The sequence below is a fragment of the Nocardia goodfellowii genome, from assembly GCF_017875645.1.
GTDB lineage: Bacteria > Actinomycetota > Actinomycetes > Mycobacteriales > Mycobacteriaceae > Nocardia > Nocardia goodfellowii.
In genome coordinates, this window is the sequence record NZ_JAGGMR010000001.1 from 7,883,451 (window position 1) to 7,901,676 (window position 18,226).

Consider the following 18,226-nt stretch of genomic DNA (forward strand, 5'->3'; position numbering starts at 1 on the left):
CGGTCGAACAGTCACCAGTCCCGGGCCGCGGCTCGAATATGCCGAGCGACCTGGTCGACGTGCGGCGAGGTCGCGCCCGGCCGCCGGACGAGGAAGCCGGTGTTTATCGGCGGATCGTCGGGCTCGAGGAGTGGAATCAGCGCGCCCGCGGCCAGGTCGGCGGCGCAGAGGTAGCGCGGGAGCACGCTGATCCCGGCCCCAGCGGCGACCGCGGCGGCGACGGCACGCAGGTCCGCCACGATGACGGCGGGCTCGGCGGTCAACCGGACCCCGAAGACATGCCGCCAGTAGCGGCGCAGGATCGGCAGATCCGCCGCATAACTGATCAGCGGTAGGCCGGCCAAGGCCGGTGGGCCGTCGGTGCGCAGCGACCCGAGGTCGATGTGTTCGGCGACGGCGGGAGCCGCGACCAGCACGAACTCCTCGTCGGTCAGCGGTTCCGCGATCACGGTGCGGCCGCGCGGGCGGACCGTCGACAGCATGAGGTCGTACTGGCCCGCCCGCAGTCCGGCGAGCAGCTCATCGGAGAGTCCCGCGGTGATGTTGAGCCGCACTCCGGCCACCACCAACGGCGCGAGAGCCGGAAGTACTTGGATGGCAAGCATTTCCGCTGGCCCGGCCAGCCGGACCGGCGGTTCGGGCGCGGGTTCGGCGCGCGCCGGACGGCCGATCGCCAGTTCGAGCGCATCCAACGGTCCCGCCACCCGCGCCGCCAGTTCGGCCGCCGCCGCGGTGGGCGCCACCCCGCGCGCCAGCCGTTCGAACAGCTGGTAGCCCAGTCGCTGTTCCAACGCCCGCAGTTGCGCGGTCACCGTCGGCTGGGACAGCCCGGCCAGCCGAGCCCCTGCCGTCACCGTCCCCGCTCGATACACTGCCAAGAAGGTGCGCACCTGAGTCAGATCCAGCGATCCATCGGTTTCCCTATCGCTCACATCGGAAAGTCTATTGGCGGACCGATAGCTCAGCTTCCTATCGTCGGTACCGCGACAACCACACTCTCGACGAAAGGCTCTCCGCAATGGCCAAGATCCTGTTCGTGCTGACCGGCGCCGACCACTGGACCCTCAACGACGGCTCCACCCACCCCACCGGCTACTGGGCCGAAGAATTCCTCGCCCCCTACCGCGCGCTCACCGCGGCGGGCCACGAAGTGGTCGTCGCCACCCCCGAGGGCACCGTGCCCCCGGTCGACCAGGTCAGCCTGACCGCGGACTCCAACGGCGGCCAAGACCAGGCCGAGGAAACCGCCGCCGCGATCGCCGCGGCCCCCGAATTGCAGAAGCCGATCAAGATCGACGACGCGGTCCTCGCCGACTACGCCGCCGTCTACTACCCCGGCGGTCACGGCGCGATGGAAGACCTGCCCGCCAGCAAGGCCTCCGGGGAACTGCTCGCCGCGGCGTTGGCGTCCGGCAAGCCGCTGGCCATCGTCTGCCACGGGCCCGCCGCCATCGTGGCCGCCACGAATTCGGACGGCACCTCGCCCTTCGCCGGGTACCGGCTGACCGGGTTCACCAACGACGAGGAGAACGCCGCGGGCCTCGCGCCCAAGGCTCCGTGGCTCCTGCAAGACCGTCTCGTCGCCCTCGGCGCGGACTTCCGCGAGTCGGCCCCGTTCGCCCCGCACATCGAAGTCGACCGCAACCTCTACACCGGCCAGAACCCCGCGTCCTCGGCCCCGCTGGCCGCGGAACTGGTGCGGGCCCTGAGCTGAGGCGGCATCCCGTGCGGCAGCGCGGGCTGCCGCACGGGAGAATGACCGCATGCCTGATCTGCTGTGGGATGACGTGCGGAGCTTGTTCGACCCCGAGACCATGGGTGCGCTGCCCGATCTGCGGGTCGCCGATACGTCCGCGGCGGACTGGCAGGCGTTGTTCGATCTGATCCGGTCCAGCGGCTGGGCCTGGGAATACAGCGAGGACGGTGTACCCGCCGACCTGCCCCCGGCCCAGGAGGTGCTGGACCGGCCCGAGGATGCCGCGATGCCGGAGCTGCGGGTGCGGCCTACGCCGGATGTGCTGATGGTCTTCCGGCCCTGGGTGGCCGAGTCGATCGACTTCGACGTGGATCTGCGCGAGCTACAGGGGCAGGGCGGGGTCGACACCCTGTGCGAATTCGTCAGCACGGTCGGTCGTCACCTCGGGAAATCCGTGGTGCTGGCGCCGGAGACCGATCCGGCCCGCCCCGTACTCGGGTTCGATCCGCACGCCGATCGCGTCGTGGTGCTGTGACGCGTCAGCGGCGGCTGGCGCGACGGTAGCCGATCACCGCGGGAGTGGCGAAGACCGCGATCAACGCCAGCGACCACACCACCGTAAGGATCAGCGGGTGCGCGGTGGGGCCGCCCAGGGCCAGCGCTTTCATCGCGTCGACGGCGACCGACATGGGCTGGTTGCGGACGACCGGCTGAATCCACTGCGGATAGGCGATCAGGGGCACGAACCCGGTGCTGAAGAACATCAGCAGCGAGCTGAGGATCGTAATCCCTTCCACCAGCGTCGCTTTCGCGGTGAAGACGGCGACGGCGGTGACCATGGTGGCGAAGGCCAAGCCGAAGAGCACCGGAACGCAGACGAACGCGAGGGCCGCGAGCCAGCCCTGCTGGAAACGGAAACCCAGCAGGTGGCCGACCAGGATCACCACCAGGGTGCCCGCGAGGATGCGGCAGCCCTCGGCGAGGATGCGGGAGAGCAGTCCGGAGGCGCGGTGCACGGGCAGCACCCAGAAGCGGGCGAGCAGCCCGGCGTCGCGTTCCCGCCCGAGCAGCACACCGCCCGCGACCGCGCCGGACAGCGCCCCGACGATCGCGACCATGGGCACCGAGCCGTACAAAGCGTCGGCGCCGGAGAACTTTTCGATCTGATTGCCGACGACGATATCCAGCATCAGCAGCAGCAGGCACGGGATGATCAGGGTCTCCAGCAGGGCGATCGGGTTGCGGGACCACCTGAGCAACAGGCGCTGGGTCTGGATGACCGTATGCCGCGCCAGCGCGACCGCCGCCGTCTCGGCGGGACCGTTCGTACGAACGACCGACAACACCATCATGCCCTCCTCGAACTCAGCCGGACGATCAGCGGCACGCACACCGCCAGGATGCCGACGACCCAGAGCAGCGGCGGCCCCAGCAACGCCCAACTCACCTCGCCCGCAGCGCCTTTCGAATCTCCGGCCAATGCGCGCAGGCCGATGGCGAACTGGGAGATCGGCTGGTTGCGCACGAAAGGCTGTACCCAGGACGGGAATTGACCGGCCGGGGCCAGTCCGGTGGACAGCATGCCGAGGATCAGCGGCGGCAGCACCAGCGCCTGGGTGGTGGCTTCGGGGCTCTTGGACACCGTCCCGATCACGTCCGCGCCGAGCGTCAGCGCGATGCCGATCAGCAACGCGAACAGCAGGAATCCCACGGTGTGCGCGAAGTCGAGGTAAAAGCGGAATCCGATGACATGACCCGAGACCAGGGCGGCTGCCAAGGCGATCAACAGCCGGAAGATGTTGCCCGCCATCCGCGCCGCCACCGGGACCAGCGGCCCGATCGGCATCGCACCGAAGCGCCGATCCAGACCCGCGACCGCGTCCGTCGCGGCGCGGAAGGCCGCCCCGATCGCCGTGAACGCGGCCGCCTGCAAGATCACGATCGGCATCATGAATTGCGCGTAACTGCTGAATCCGTGCCCGGCGAAGGTCATCACCGTTTTCAGCGGGATATAGAAACTGGCCGTGAACGCCACCGGCGCGAGAATCGAGGACAGCACCTCACCGGTCCGCAGCGACGGCACGATCAGGCGCGAGGTGAGCACCCACCACTGCTGGACGCGGACGGGCGTCGCACGCGCGTCGGTCAGCCAGGCTCCGGCGGTCATCGCGCCTCCGCACCGTCGGCAGCCGCGAGATGGCCGGTCAGTTGGAGGAACACATCGTCGAGCGAAGGCCGGCGCAAGGCGATGTCGACGAGTTCGACACCCGCGTCGTCCAATCGCCGCAGCGCCTCGGCCAGGGTTTTCGCGCCGTCCGGCGCGGGGATCGCGATCCGATCCGAATCGCGGCCGAGCGTGGCCCGGTTCTCCTCCGGCAGTAGCGAACCCAGTGCCTCGGCGATGGCTGGTAGATCCTTCAGGTCCAGCGGCACCACTTCGCAATACGCGCCACCGGTGCGGGCCTTCAGCTCATCGGCGGTCCCCGCGGCGATCACCACTCCGTGGTCGATCACGATGATCCGATCGCACAGTGCGTCAGCTTCTTCCAGGTACTGGGTGGTGAGCAAGGTGGTGATCCCGTGCTCGCGGAAGCTCGACACCAAGTCCCAAACACCTTGCCTGCTGCGCGGATCCAAGCCGGTCGTGGGCTCATCGAGGAACACCACGTCCGGCCGGACCACCAGCCCGCACGCGATATCGATGCGCCGGCGCATGCCACCGGAATAGGTACCGACTCGCCGGCCCGCCGCGGTCAGCAGATCGAATTCGGCGAGCAACTCGTCGGCGCGGGCGCGGGCGGCCCGTTTGCGCAGGCCCATCAGCCTGCCGAACATCACCAAATTCTCGTAACCACTGAGCATGTCGTCCAGCGCCGCGAACTGCCCGGTCAGCATGATCGCGCGGCGCACCGCCGCCGGATCGGCGACCACATCGTGCCCGGCCACCGTGGCGCGGCCCTTATCCGGCGCGATCAGCGTGGACAGAATGTTCACGGTGGTCGTCTTGCCCGCGCCGTTGGGGCCGAGAATGCCGAGTACCTCGCCCTGCGCGGCCACGAAATCCACACCGCGCAAGGCTTTCACCGCGCCGAAGGATTTCTCGATACCCTCCACGACTACTCCGGTGCCTGTGCTCATCGGTTTCCTCCAAGATGTTCGTCGAGCACGCGCGCGATAACCGGAAGTACGTGCGGAGCCGTCATTTCGTCGTGGGTGACTGCCACGTCGTGGTCGGTGATCGTCCCGGTGACGTAGGGTCGCCATCCGGCCGGGCCGAAGATGTCCGAACTGTCCACGGTCGCGTGGAAATACAGCACGTCGCCGTGCAGGACAGGCCGCTGATAGCCGGTGCGGGTGCGCGCGGAAGCGTTGTAGGACCCAGCCATTCGCTCCAGCGTGCCCGCGTCGATGAGCGCGGCGCCGCCCATCCGGGCGCTGATCATCTCGGCGGCCTGCTGCGCGGTGGCGTCGGCGGGCACGTCCTCGATCCCGAAGACGCTGCCGAAGGCGCTGACGAACGAGCCCGCGGTGAGCGGTTCGATGCTGTCGCCGTCGATATCGGCGGTATCCGCGTCGAGCAGTGCGACGACTCCGACCTGCGCGCCGTCCCGCTGCAACCGCACGGCGATCGCATGCGCGATCAAACCGCCGAACGACCAGCCGAGCAAGTGATACGGACCCGCGGGTTGCACGGCCCGAATCTCCCGCACATAGCGCTCGGCGAACTCGTCGATGCTGCGCACCGGCGGTTGACCGCTCAGGTCCGGCGCCTGCAAGCCGTAGATCGGCCGGCCCGGAGCCAGTGCGTCCGCCAAACCCAGGTAGGTCCACGACATTCCGGACGACGGATGGATACAGAACAGGGCCGGCTCGCTACCGCCGGTGCGGATCGGCAGCACGACATCCAACCCGAGTGCCGAACCCGCCGCGGCGGCAGCCTCCGCCTGCTCCACCATCGCGCGCTCCTCGGCGGCTCCGAGCTCACGCGCCGCGGCGGTCTGCGCGAAAGAGGCTGCCGCGGTGAGTACTTCGACCCATTGCCGGGCCAATTCCGCCACGTCCGCGCGGTCCAGCAGTTCGGCGGGGAAACCGAAACTCGCCTGCAACCGGTCATCGAGCACAACCGCGTTCACGTCGATCTCCGTCTGCAACGGCACATCCGGGTGTTCGGTCGCGGGCAACTCCCCGAGTTCGTCGGTCGGCAGCCAGCCCAGACCCTCCAATCCCGCCGGGATGTCGCCCACGGAGTATCGCCCGAGATAGTTGAACCCGATCCGTCCCGGCAGTCGTCGCGGCAGTTGTCGCGCTGTGCCGGTATTCAGGTACCGCAACATGCCGAAGCCGATCCCCTTGTCCGGCACCGCCGCCAGCTGATGCTTCGCCGCCCGGATGGCGGCGCCGAGCGCGGGTCCGCCGGCGAGCGCGTCCGCCACATCGATACCGTCGAGATCGATCCGCACCGGGTAGATGCTGGTGAACCAGCCGACCGTGCGCGACAGGTCCGCGCCGGGGACCACTTCCTGCTGGCGGCCGTGTCCCTCCAGCCGTAGCAGAACGCTGCGGTCACCGCCGGCCCGCCAGGCGGTAACGGCCAGGGCCAGGGTGGCGAGCAGGGTGTCCTCGACGCTTCCGTGGAAGAGCGCGGGCAGGGTGGTGAGCAGCGCGCCGGTCACATCGGCGGGCACTTCGACGTCGACCATGCGCAGGGTGTGCGCCTGATCGACGGCGGGATCGAGCTCACGCGAGCCGAGGCCGGGATCCGGGCCGTCGATTACGCCACGCCAATAGTCGATTTCGGCCGCTCGGGCCGGGGACTGCGCGAGTTCGGCCAGCGCGTGCGACCAGCGGCGCATCGAGGTACCGGTCTCGGTCAGCACCGGGTCGGCGCCCGCGGAGATCTGCGCCCAGGCGGCCATGAAGTCCGGCACCAGGATTCGCCACGAGACACCGTCGACCACGAGGTGGTGCGCGACCACGATCAGGCGGCCCGCACGGCTGCGGTCGCCGGCCTCGCCGACCGGGTCCAGCCAGAGGAATTGCAGCACAACGCCTTCGGCGGGATTGAGCCGGTTCATCGCCGAATCCAGCTCGGACACCGCGTATTCGCGCAGGTCTACCAGGTCGGCGTCGGAGGCGAATTCGACCCGCCGAACCAGCGTGGCGGCGTCGACGGTGCCGGTTTCGGCTACCCGCAAACGCCATTCGCCCGCGTCGTCCCGCAGCAGTCGCGATCGCAACATGTCGTGGCGGTCGAGCACCGCGCCGATCGTCGCGACGAGCTGATCCGGTCGAATGCCGACGGGCAGCTCCAGCACCGCGGTCTGCGCGAACCGGTTGTGGTTCCCGCCGCGCTCGAGCATGTAGTGCACGATCGGCGGCAACGGCATCTCGCCCACGCCGCCGCCGGGCAGTTCCGCGAGCGCGACCACCGCGTCCGCGGCATCGGCGGCCGCCGCCAGGGCGGCAACGGTGCGGTGTTCGAAAACCTGGAGCGGAGTGACGATTACGCCTTGCAGCTTGGCTCGCGACACCAACTGGATCGCGAGGATGCTGTCACCACCGAGGGCGAAGAACGAATCCGCGGCTCCGACCTTCCGGCGGCCGAGGAGTTCGGCGTAGACAGCCGCCAGCACCTCCTCGGTTGGTGTGCTGGGCGGGACATACTCCACCTGATCGTCATCGAATACCGGGTCCGGCAATGCTTTCCGGTCCAGCTTGCCGACCGCGTTGAGCGGGATCGCATCGAGCACCACGAACGCCGACGGCACCATATAGCCGGGCAGGGTGTCCGCGGCGTGGGCACGCAGCGTCGGGATATCGAGCGAGAGACCCGGCTCACGGACCACGTAGGCGGCCAGCGCGGTCGCTCCGGCCGGTCCTGGAACACCCAGTGTGACAGCGAATTCCACGCCGTCGGCGCGTCCGAGAACCGCGTCGATCTCACCGAGTTCGATCCGCTGTCCGCGCACCTTCACCTGGAAGTCGGTCCGGCCGAGGTATTCCAGCTCCAGCCCGGCCGCGCGCCGGATCCAGCGGACGAGATCGCCGGTGCGATACATCCGCTCCCCCGGCGCGCCATAGGGATCGGCGACGAATCGCACGGCGTTCAGATCAGGGCGAGCGTGATATCCACGGGCCAGTGCGGCCCCCGCGAGATACAACTCGCCGGCGACACCGGCAGGCACCGGCCGGAGCCGATCGTCGAGCACCAGCGCCGCCGCACCCCGAATCGGCGCGCCGATGGTGACCGCGGTGTCCGCGGCCAGCGCCGCCGACCCGGTGGCCCAGATCGTGAACTCCGTCGGCCCGTAGAGATTGATCATCCGGCGACCCGCGCTACCTGCCGGCTCGTTACCTGCTCGTCCCAGCGGTTCTTCGGTTGCGCCACACCATCGTTCGACCAACTCCGGACCCACCGCCTCCCCTGCCACAGCCAAGCAGCGCAGGGTGGACACCTGTGCCGGATCCACCGTGGCCAGCGCCGACGGGGTGATCACCATATGCGTGACCCGCTCGGCATCGATCAGTTCGGCCAGCGCTTCCCCGCCGAACACCTCGGGCGGCGCGATCACCGAGGCACCGCCGGATCCGAAAGCCATCAGCGCTTCGAACACCGACGCGTCGAAGCTGGGCGAGGCGACCTGCAGTACCCGCGAATACTCGTCCAGGCTCATGGACTCCCGTTGTGCCACAACCACATCGGCGATACCGCGATGGCTGACGGTGACGCCCTTGGGCGTACCGGTGGATCCGGAGGTGTAGATCATCCACGCGGGATGATCCAGCGCGATCGGCTGCTCGGGGCGCACCGCCGTGCTGTCGGCACCGTGCCACCGCCGCTGGAAGTCCGGATCGTCGAGCACCAGCCAATTCCCGGTGCCGGACAGCGACTCCCGATGCGCCGCCACGGTAAGACCGAGTACGGCGCCGGAATCGGTGAGCATGTGGTCGATGCGATCCACCGGATGCTTCGGATCGACCGGCAGGAACGCCGCGCCCGCCTTCGCCACCGCCCATATTCCGGTGAGCAGCTCCACGCCGCGGGTAAGCCCCAGTGCGACAACGGTTTCCGGACCGGCTCCGGACGCGCACAACAACCGCGCGAGCTGGTTGGACCGAGCTTCCAGCTCACCATAAGTCGTCGTGCCACCGGCATAGACGAGCGCGGGCCGGTCGGTGTAGCGCGCCGCCGACTCCGTGAGCAGTTGCGGCAGGGTGCATGCTCCGGAGCTGACCGGCCCGCGCACCGGTACCAGCTCGGCTCGCTCCGCCGGCTCCAGCAGATCGATGTCGGCGACGGCCAGTTCCGGATCCGCGATGACAGCGGCCAGTACCCGCCGCCAGCGGGCCGTGAACGAGGCCACCGTGCCGGCGTCGAAGAGATCCGCCGCGTAGGTCAGCACGCCCTCGATTCCGGCCGGTTCCGCCCCGGCGAACCGCTCCCGCAGATCGAAAGCCAGATCGAACTGTCCCGCAAGACGTTCCAGGTCTTCCACCTCGACCCGCAACCCCGGCAATTCCAGCACCGGTTCCACGAAGTTCTGTAGCGACAGCGAGACCTGGAAGATCGGGTGGTGCGCGGTCGACCGCGCCGGGTTCAGCACCTGCACCAGTCGTTCGAACGGCACGTCGGCGTTCGCGAAGGCTTCGAGATCCGACGTGCGGACCGCCCTGAGGAAGGCACCGAACCCGGCATCGGGGTCCACCCGCGTGCGCAGCGCGAGGGTGTTGACGAACATCCCGACCATGGCGTCCAGCGCCGCCTCACCGCGCCCGGCCACCGCGGTCCCGATCACCACATCGTCGGTACCGCCCAGCCGCGCCAGCACGATCGCCAACGTCGCGTGCACCACCATGAACACGCTGACGTCATGCGCCGCGGCCAGCTCCAGTACGCCGCGATGCAGCCGCGCGTCGACCGCGAACGGCAGGTCCGCACTCCGCATCGACTGCACGGCGGGCCGCGGCCGGTCCCCCGGCAGCTCCAGCAGGTCGGGCGCGCCGGACAGCGACTCGGTCCAATGCCGCAGCTGCCGCGCCGCCGGTGACTCCGGATCGGATTCCGCGCCGAGCAATTCCCGATGCCACAGCGCGAAGTCGGCGTACTGCACCGGCAGCGCCGCCAACTCGCCGCCGTCACCGCCTGCCTGCGCCGCGTAGGCGGTCATCAGGTCGGTGGCCAGTGGCGCCATCGACGCGCCGTCCGCGCTGATGTGATGCACGACCAGCACCACCACGTGCACGGGCTGCGCCGCCCCGCGAGCGGGCCGAACACGGAACAGGCCCACCCGCAACGGTGGTTCGGTCGCGAGGTCGAAACCCACTCCCGCGAGCCGGTTGATCCGATCTCGCAGTGCCGCACCGTCTTCGGTGCTGATGGCTTGCAGCACCGGTGCCGCGACCTCGGCGCCGATCACCACTTGGCGCGGGCCCTCGGCGTCGGCCGGGTACAGCGTGCGCAGGCTCTCGTGCCGGCGCACCACCGCGGTCAGGGCGCGTTGCATGGCCGCGACGTCGAGGTCGCCGGTGAGCCGCAGCGCGACGGCGATGTTGTAGGCGGCCGAGCCGGGTTCGAGCTGGTTGAGCACCCACATGCGCTGCTGGGCCGGTGCGAGCGGGATCCGGTCGGGGCGGATGCGCGGGGCCAGGCCGAAACGGGCGCGGGCGTCTGCCGCGGCGGGCACGACGCGGCCCGCGAGCCGCGCCACGGTGGGTGCGTCGAACAGGTCGCGCAGGGCGATGGTCGAACCCAGTGCGGCGTTCACCCGGGCGATGACCCGGGTCGCGCTGAGCGAGTTGCCGCCGAGTTCGAAGAACGACTGATCGATGCTGACCCGTTCGACGCCCAGCACGTCGGCGAACACCGTCGCCACCGCCTCTTCCACCGGCGTGCGCGGGGCAAGGTAGCGGCGCTGGTAACTCTCGAAATCAGGGACGGGCAAGGCCTTTCGATCCAGCTTGCCGACCGGGGTGAGCGGCACGTCGTCCAGGACGAGCAAGTAGCCGGGCACCATGTAGCCGGGCAGTTTGCCCGCGACGCGGTTCCGCAGCCGCTCGGTGTCGAATTCGGTTCCGACCGCACGCCATGCCTGAGTCGGCACCACATAGGACACCAGGACGGTTTCACCGCCGGGTCCCGGCAGGCCGATCGTCGCCGCGTATTCCACGTCTTCATCGGCTCCGAGCACCGCGTCGATTTCCCCGAGTTCGATCCGCAGTCCACGAATCTTGACCTGGAAGTCGCTGCGCCCCAGGTATTCCAGCTCGAGCGCGCCATCGCGCAACACCCAGCGCACCATGTCGCCGGTGCGGTACATCCGCTCCCCCGGCTCGTCGAAGGGATTCGCGACGAAGCGCGCGGCGGTCAGGCCGAAGCGGTGGAAGTACCCGCGGGCGATCGCGGACCCGGCGAGATACAGCTCGCCCTCGACGCCGACCGGCACCGGCCGCAACCATCCGTCCAGCACCATGAGCGCGGCGCCCCGGATCGGCCCGCCCATGGTGACCGGTTCCCCGGCCCGCAGTTCGCCCGGCCCGGTGGCCCAGATGCTGAACTCCGTCGGACCGTACAGGTTGAGCATGCGGCGGCCCGACGACCATTGCGCGGTCAGCTCCGCACCGGCCGCTTCGCCGGCCACCGAGAGCACCCGCAGGTCGGGCAGGTCCCGGGAGTCCATGGTGGCCAGCACCGACGGCGTGATCACGGCATGGGTGACCCGTTCGGCGCGCAGCAAGCCTTCGAGTTCGGCCCCGCCGTAGATCTCGGGCGGCGAGAGCACCAAATGCCCGCCCATGCCGTGCGCGCACAGCATCTCGAACACCGAGGCGTCGAAACTCGGTGAAGCCACTTGCAGTTGGCGGGCGGTGTGGTCCAGTGCGAGCGATTCCCGCTGGGCCGCAACGAGATTCGCGACGCCACGGTGACTCAGCAGCACCGCCTTGGGTTTTCCGGTCGAGCCCGAGGTGTAGATCAGATACGCGGTCTGGTCCAGACGGATCGCGCCGCCTCGCTCGGCGTCGGTGATGGGACCGGCGGGCACGGTCATCACCCGGCGAATGGTGTTGAGTTCGTCGAGCAGCAGCCAGTCGATGGTGCTGGGCAGCGACTCGCCGGTGGCGTGCACGGTCACGCCGATCGGCGCTTTGGAGTCGGTGAGAATGTGCTCGATCCGCTCCACCGGATAGTTCGGATCCAGCGGCAGGAACGCGGCACCGGTCTTGACCAGCGCCCACACCGCGACCACCGATTCGATGGACCGCGTAAGCGCCAGCACCACAAAGACTTCCGCGCCGACGCCTCGGCGCAGCAGCACGCGCGCGAACCGATTGGACCAGGCGTCGAGTTCGCCGTAGGTCATGGACGCGCCGCCGAGGCTGACCGCGACGGCGTCCGGATCGATCGCCGCGCCCGCGCCGAGGATGTCGGGCATGGTGCGCCGCGGCACCGATTCCGCGCCGCGCCGGGGCAGCAGGGCCGCCCGCTCGGCGCGATCGCAGTGCTGGATCCGGGCGATCCGCGAGGCCGGCTGTTCGGCGATCTGCCGCAGCAGCAAGACGAACCGATCGAGCAGCCGCGCCGCCTGGGCTTCCGCGAAATGACCCGCCAGGTACTTCACGGAGACGCGCAAGGTGTCGCGCTGCCCCGGCGCACCGTGCTGCGGAATCACCATGAGGTTCAACGGGTACGGCGTCGCGTCGGTGCCCGCCACGTCGAGCACGCGCATCCCGGCGATATCCAGCGACCGCGACAGTGTCTCCCGATCGATCGGATAGGACTCGAAAACGGTGAGCGTGTCGAACAATTCGGCCAAACCCACCGCCTGGTGGATCTCGGCCAGGCCGACCTGTTGATGATCCAGCAGCCGCGCTTGCTCGGATTGCAACCGCCCCAGCAGGTCCGCGACCCGCTCCGCCGGATCGAGCCGCACCCGCACCGGCAGTGTGTTGATGAACAACCCGACCATGTCCTCCACCCCGGGCAGCTGCGGCGGGCGACCGGAGACGGTGCCGCCGAACACCACGTCGGTGCGCCCGGTCAGCATGACCAGCAGCAGCGCCCATGCCGCCTGAACAGCGGTATTGGTGGTGGCTCCGGCCTCGCGGGTGGTCGTTTCCAACCGCGCCATCAGGTCTACGGGCAGATCCACCGACACCATCCCGGATTCGGCCGACTCCACCCCGGCCAGCGACGGGACCGCACGCGTCGGGGCATCCACCCCGGCCAGCGCCGCTTTCCAGGCGTCGATCGAGTCCGAACCGGCCCCTTGTTCGCCGAGCCAGGTCAGGAAGGTCCGATAGGACGGCGCGGGCGGCAGCACTTCGCGCATCGACGTACCCGAGGCCGCGGCGATGTACATCGTCAGCAGCTCGCGCACCAGCAGCGGGGTCGACCAACCGTCCAGCACGACATGGTGATTGGTCATCAGCAGGGTGCTGGTCTCGCCGTCCCGGATCAACAGGAACCGCAGCAGGGGCGGTCGGGTCAGATCGAACCGGCTGTTCGCGTCGACGGCGATGGTCCGTTCCAGTTCCCGCCGCCGCGCCCCGGAGTCGGTGAGGTGCCGCAGATCCAGTTCCCGCCACCGCGCCTCGGCCGCGGCGAGCACCAATTGCCTCGGCCCGTCCTCGGTTTCCACGAAGGCGACCCGCAGGTTCTCGTGCCGGTCCACCAAAGCTTGTGCGGCGGAACGCAAGCGCTGCGCGTCCACGTGTCCGGCCAGGGTGAGCCGGGTCTGCACGGTGTAGCCGTCGGCGGTGTCGGTGTCGTACATGGCATGGAACAGCAGCCCGTACTGCAGCGGCGACAACGGCCATACCTCGGCGAGATTCGGATAGCTCCGCTCCCAGCCGTCGATCTGCCCCTGTGTCACCCTGCTGAGCGGGAAGTCGGACGGCGTGTGGCCGCCCGCCTGGGTCCCGGCGAGCGCTCCCAGCGCCTGCGCCCACAGCCGCGCCAGCGCACCGACCTGCGCCTCGTCCAGGATTCCCGTGGCATAGGCCCAGGTCACCTCGAGCTCCGTGGCGCTCATGATCGCGTTGATATCGAGGACGGCGGGCAACGGCGCCCGATCATCCTGGGTCGCCGCGAAACGCCTCGGCAACCAATCCCCTTGCGCGCCACCGGCCGCGCGCCCGAGATAGTTGAAGCTGATCTGCGGCGCCGGCGCGTCCGCGAGCACCGCCGCCGTCTCCGGATCGAGGTAGCGCAACATCCCGTACCCGACGCCTTTGCCGGGTACGGCCCGCAGTTGCTCCTTGGTCGCCTTGATCGCGGCCCCGGCCTCGATACCGCCCTCGAACGCCGCGTCCACGTCGATCCCGGCCAGATCGATGGCGACCGGATACACGCTGGTGAACCAGCCCACCGTGCGCGCCAGGTCCGCCCCGGGCAGCACCGATTCCTCGCGGCCGTGCCCCTCCAGCGTGAACAGCGCACTGCCGCGTCCCCGCCAGCGCGCCACCGCCAACGCCAGCGCGGCCAGCAGGACGTCATCCGCACCGCAGTGGAACCGCTCCGGCAGCACATCGAGCACCGTGCGCGCCACCTCGGCGGGCACGCGCGTCCGCAGCTCCGCCATGGTGGCGACCACGTCCACGGCCGGGTCCGCGGCCCGCGCCCCGATCAGCGGATCGGGCGTGCGCACGATCCGCTCCCATACCGGCAGCTCGGCGGTCCGCCGGGCGGTTTCCTCGACAGTGGCGTGGGCCCAGCGCCGGTAGGAGGTGCCGACCGGTTCGAGGGCACCGCCGCTGAACGCGGTGGCCAAGTCCGGCAACAGGGTTCGCCAGGAAACACCGTCGGTAACCAAGTGATGCAGCACCAGCCACAGCACCGGATGGCGGTCGGCCGGAACCGCTGCCGCGTTCTGCCAGGGAGCATGTTCGCGCTGCGCCATCGGTGCCTCGGGCGACGCGGCTTGCTCGGTGGTATGCGGATCGATCAGCACGAATCGCGCCATGATCCCCGCGGCGGGATCGAGAAAATCTGCGGCACGCTGCAATTCGCGTTCGCAGGTTTCGTCGAGCTCCGTCCCGGCCGCCACGACCTGGATCAGCTCGGCGGCGTCGATCGCACCTGGTTCGGCAACGGTCCATTGCCACTTTGCGCCCGGACGAGCCGGGTCCTGCCCGTCGCCTTCGCGACGCAGGGTGCTGCGCAGCACATCGTGGTGATCGATCAGCGCCTGGACGGCCGGGATCAGCCCCGCACGGGTCGTCCCGGCGGGGAGGCCGATCAATACCGCCTGGCTGTAGCGCTGCCAGGTGTCGCCGCCCGCGAGCATGGCGTGCACGATCGGCGTCAGCTCGAGCGGACCCACACCGCCGCCGGGCAATTCGCGCACCGCCGTGTCGGCCGCCTCGGTGGCGACGGCGGCCAGGGCCGCGACGGTCTTGCGTTCGAAGACATCCCGGGCGCTGAACGCCAGCCCGGCGGTCCGGGCCCGGGACACGAGCTGGATGGAGATGATGCTGTCGCCACCGAGGGCGAAGAAGTTGTCGTCGGCACCTACCGCGTCCACACCGAGGACCTCGGCGAACAATGCCGCCAGCACTTCCTCCCGGGGCGTGGACGGGGCGCGCCGCACGACGGTGCGCACGCCGAAATCCGGTGCGGGCAGGGCTCTGCGGTCGACCTTGCCGACCGGCGTGAGCGGCACGTGATCGATCACCATGATCACCGACGGCACCATGTACGCCGGAAGCTGCTCCCCGACAGCCGCTTTCAGTGCCTCGGGCCGTGGCTCGACCCCGGGTTCGCCCAGCACGTAAGCCACCAGCGCGGTAGCGCCCGCCGGGCTCTTCGCGCCGAGGGTGAGCGCGAAGTCCACGCCGGGCTGTCGTCGCAGCGCCGCGTCGATCTCGCCGAGTTCGATCCGGTACCCGCGCACCTTGACCTGAAAGTCGCTGCGGCCGGCGTACTCCAACTCCAGCCGTCCGGCGCGACGGCACCAGCGCACCAGGTCGCCGGTGCGATACATACGCGCGCCGGGCGTGTAGGGGTCGGCGACGAAACGGCTCGCCGTCAGACCGTTGCGCTGGTGATAGCCCCGAGCCACCGCGGGCCCACCCAGATAGAGCTCGCCGGTCGCACCCGGCGCGACCGGTCGCAGCCAGGGGTCCAGCACCACCGCGGCGACACCTCGGGCCAGGCTGCCGATCGTCACCGGCGCAGCGGGTTCCAGCGGTGCGCTGACGGTGACCGTGATCGTCGTCTCGGTCGGCCCGTAACCGTTGAGCAGCCTGCGTCCGGCCCACCGCGTCACCAGTTCGGGTGGGCACGCGTCGCCGCCCACGATCACGGTGCGCAACGACGGCAGCGTCGCCGGATCCAGCGAAGCCACCACGGCCGGGGTCACATTTAGATGCGTGACCTGGTGTGCGCGAAGCACTTCCGCGAGCTCCTCGCCCGCGTACGCCGCGGGCGGCACCACGGCCACGGTCGCACCGGCGGCGAAGGCCACCAGCAACTCCTCGATCGAGATGTCGAAACTGGGCGACACAGCGTGCGCCACCACCGAGTCGGCTGTCACGCCGAAGGCGGTGCCGGAGTTGTCCACCAGGTTCGCCAAGCCGCGATGGGTCACCGTGACGCCTTTGGGCAGACCGGTAGAACCCGAGGTGTAGAGCAGATACGCCGGTTGGTCGAGATGAATCGGAACGGACAGTTCGTCATCGCGTAGCGGCGCGGAAAGCTGTTCGGCGACCAGCTGTCCCATCGACTCGTCGTCCAGCGTCAGCCAAGTGACTCGATCCGGCAGCGCACCCCGCGCGGCGGCAACCGTCAGCCCGACGACCACGCCGCTGTCGCGCACCATGTATTCGATCCGGTCCGCCGGATACCCGGGATCGATCGGCACGAATGCCGCACCCGTCTTGGCCACGGCACACATCGCCAGCACCGACTCGATCGAGCGGGGTATCGAAAGCGCCACGGCGCGTTCGGGTCCCGCGCCCGCCGCGCTCAGCACCCGGGCCAGCCGGTTGGTCCGTTCCTCGAACTCGCGATAGGTCAAGCGCTGCGCGCCGGCCACGATCGCCACCGCCGACGGATCGAATGCCGCACCCTCGGCGAGTATTTCGGGCAAGGTCCGCATTCGCGCATCAACCGCGCCGCGGGCAGGCACCAGGTCGGCGAACTCGTCCTCGAACAGCACCGGCACCGCCGACAGCGGCGCATCCGGCCCGGCGGCCAGAAACCGATCCAGGAACGCGAGGAAGCGCCGATGCTGCCCGGCGAGTTCGTCGGCGCCGTACAGGTTGGGGTTGGCCTGGAAATCGATATGCGTGCTCTCCGCGCCCACGCCGGGATACAGATTGAGGAACAGGTCGTCGATCATGCCGGAGGTGAGCACGTGCATCCGTCCGATGACCGCACCGAGCTCGATCCTGGTGTCCACCATCATCAAATTGACGGTCGGCCCGAACGACGCGCCCTCGTCCACCGCCCAGCCGAGATCGCGGACGATGTCTTCCTGCCGGTAACGCTGGCGGCGCAACGCCGAGGTCAGCTCGCTCTGCGCGGCGTGGATGAGCGCTCCCACCGTCATCGCCGCGTCCATGCGCAAGCGCAGCGGCACCACATTGGCGACCATGCCGCCGGACCGGCGCAACGACGCGGTCGTGCGGCCCGAAACCGGCAGGCTCAGCACGACTTCCGGCGCACCGGTCATCGCCCCCAGGTACGCGCCGAACGCCGCGACCACGATCGGCGCGATACTGGAGTTCTCCGCTTTCGCCACGCCGTCCAAGAGTGCGGCGGTCTCCGCCGGCAGTTCACCGGCGGCGACGCGGGGGTGCGCGTCCACCTCGGCGGCGCGCCCGGCCAGGCTGACCGGCTCGGCCATACCCGCGAGATGCTCGCGCCAGTACTGCCCGTCCGCCTCGAACCGCGGCGAATCCCGGTACGCCGCATCACTGTCGATGATCTTGCGCAGATCCTCGGCCTTGCTCGGCGGCGGTTCCCGCCCGGCCAGCGCCGCGTTGTACAACTCGGCGGTCCGCTGCAACATCGTCATCGCGCCGAACCCGTCCAGCACGATGTGGTGAATACGCTGATACCAATACCAGTGGTCTTCGGCCAGCCGCAGCAGCGCGTAGCAGCCGAGCGGGTCCCGCAGCAGGTCCAGCGGCGCGGTGTACTCCGCGCTCATCCAGGCCTGCGCCGCCGCCACCGGATCGGGCTCCGCGCGCAGATCGAGCACCGGAATCCGGTCGTCCTGCTCCGTATCGACCATCTGATACGGCAAGCCGTCGACCTCGAGCAAACGCACGTAGCCGGTGCCGAATTCACGACCGGCCCGGCGGGCTACGTCGGCGAGCAGATCGACATCGACGGGCCCGGCGAATTCGACGTACTGGGCAATGGAAATGGCGGTGTCACCGGCGAAATGCTGGGCGAACCAGATTCCGCGCTGGGCTGCGGACAGCGGAAAAGCACCGGCGGGCAACTGATCCGGCGCGACCGGCGAAAGGGATCGCATAAAAGGTTCCTGGAAGTTCAGGAGATAGCCAGTGAGGACAAGGCGGAAC

Annotated in this window: 7 protein-coding genes; 2 read left to right on the top strand and 5 right to left on the bottom strand. The window is 69.5% G+C overall.

Features of this window, described 5'->3' with window-relative positions; translation table 11 throughout:
* Nucleotides 1–11: 11 nt before the first annotated feature.
* Nucleotides 12–932, bottom strand: coding sequence for a LysR family transcriptional regulator (locus BJ987_RS36610; RefSeq protein WP_209897587.1), 921 nt, complete (start codon nt 930–932; stop codon nt 12–14).
* A gap of 86 nt (nt 933–1,018) precedes the next feature.
* Here BJ987_RS36610 and BJ987_RS36615 point away from each other — a divergent pair, with 86 nt between their 5' ends.
* Together BJ987_RS36615 and BJ987_RS36620 are read left to right on the top strand one after the other, a co-directional pair.
* Nucleotides 1,019–1,714, top strand: a complete 696-nt coding sequence (locus BJ987_RS36615) for a type 1 glutamine amidotransferase domain-containing protein (protein ID WP_209897588.1) — start codon at nt 1,019–1,021, stop codon at nt 1,712–1,714.
* A 49-nt stretch (nt 1,715–1,763) separates the two neighbouring features.
* Nucleotides 1,764–2,231 carry a hypothetical protein gene (locus BJ987_RS36620; protein WP_209897589.1) on the top strand — a complete coding sequence of 156 codons (468 nt, stop codon included), beginning with the start codon at nt 1,764–1,766 and terminating at the stop codon, nt 2,229–2,231.
* A 4-nt stretch (nt 2,232–2,235) separates the two neighbouring features.
* On the opposite strand, the gene BJ987_RS36625 is transcribed toward BJ987_RS36620, so the two are convergent.
* The 4 genes from BJ987_RS36625 to BJ987_RS36640 are packed head-to-tail and all read right to left on the bottom strand — an operon-like array spanning nt 2,236 to nt 18,177.
* Complete coding sequence (locus tag BJ987_RS36625; protein ID WP_372446964.1) at nt 2,236–3,048, bottom strand: ABC transporter permease; 813 nt, start codon at nt 3,046–3,048, stop codon at nt 2,236–2,238.
* Complete coding sequence (locus BJ987_RS36630) at nt 3,045–3,863, bottom strand: ABC transporter permease (protein ID WP_209897591.1); 819 nt, start codon at nt 3,861–3,863, stop codon at nt 3,045–3,047. Before BJ987_RS36630 ends, BJ987_RS36625 begins: the two co-directional genes overlap by 4 nt.
* Nucleotides 3,860–4,834 carry an ATP-binding cassette domain-containing protein gene (locus BJ987_RS36635; protein ID WP_209897592.1) on the bottom strand — a complete coding sequence of 325 codons (975 nt, stop codon included), beginning with the start codon at nt 4,832–4,834 and terminating at the stop codon, nt 3,860–3,862. Before BJ987_RS36635 ends, BJ987_RS36630 begins: the two co-directional genes overlap by 4 nt.
* Entirely contained in the window at nt 4,831–18,177 is a 13,347-nt protein-coding gene (locus BJ987_RS36640) for a non-ribosomal peptide synthetase (protein WP_209897593.1), read from the bottom strand. The genes BJ987_RS36635 and BJ987_RS36640 overlap by 4 nt, the downstream gene beginning before the upstream one ends.
* Between the last annotated feature and the right edge of the window lie 49 nt (nt 18,178–18,226).

What these genes read in the sequence shown, in the direction of transcription:
- BJ987_RS36635 (WP_209897592.1), bottom strand. Translation starts at nt 4,834, where the DNA reads ATGAGCACAGGCACCGGAGTAGTCGTGGAGGGTATCGAGAAATCCTTC.
- BJ987_RS36620 (WP_209897589.1), top strand. Translation starts at nt 1,764, where the DNA reads ATGCCTGATCTGCTGTGGGATGACGTGCGGAGCTTGTTCGACCCCGAG.
- BJ987_RS36640 (WP_209897593.1), bottom strand. Translation starts at nt 18,177, where the DNA reads ATGCGATCCCTTTCGCCGGTCGCGCCGGATCAGTTGCCCGCCGGTGCT.
- BJ987_RS36630 (WP_209897591.1), bottom strand. Translation starts at nt 3,863, where the DNA reads ATGACCGCCGGAGCCTGGCTGACCGACGCGCGTGCGACGCCCGTCCGC.
- BJ987_RS36615 (WP_209897588.1), top strand. Translation starts at nt 1,019, where the DNA reads ATGGCCAAGATCCTGTTCGTGCTGACCGGCGCCGACCACTGGACCCTC.
- BJ987_RS36625 (WP_372446964.1), bottom strand. Translation starts at nt 3,048, where the DNA reads ATGATGGTGTTGTCGGTCGTTCGTACGAACGGTCCCGCCGAGACGGCG.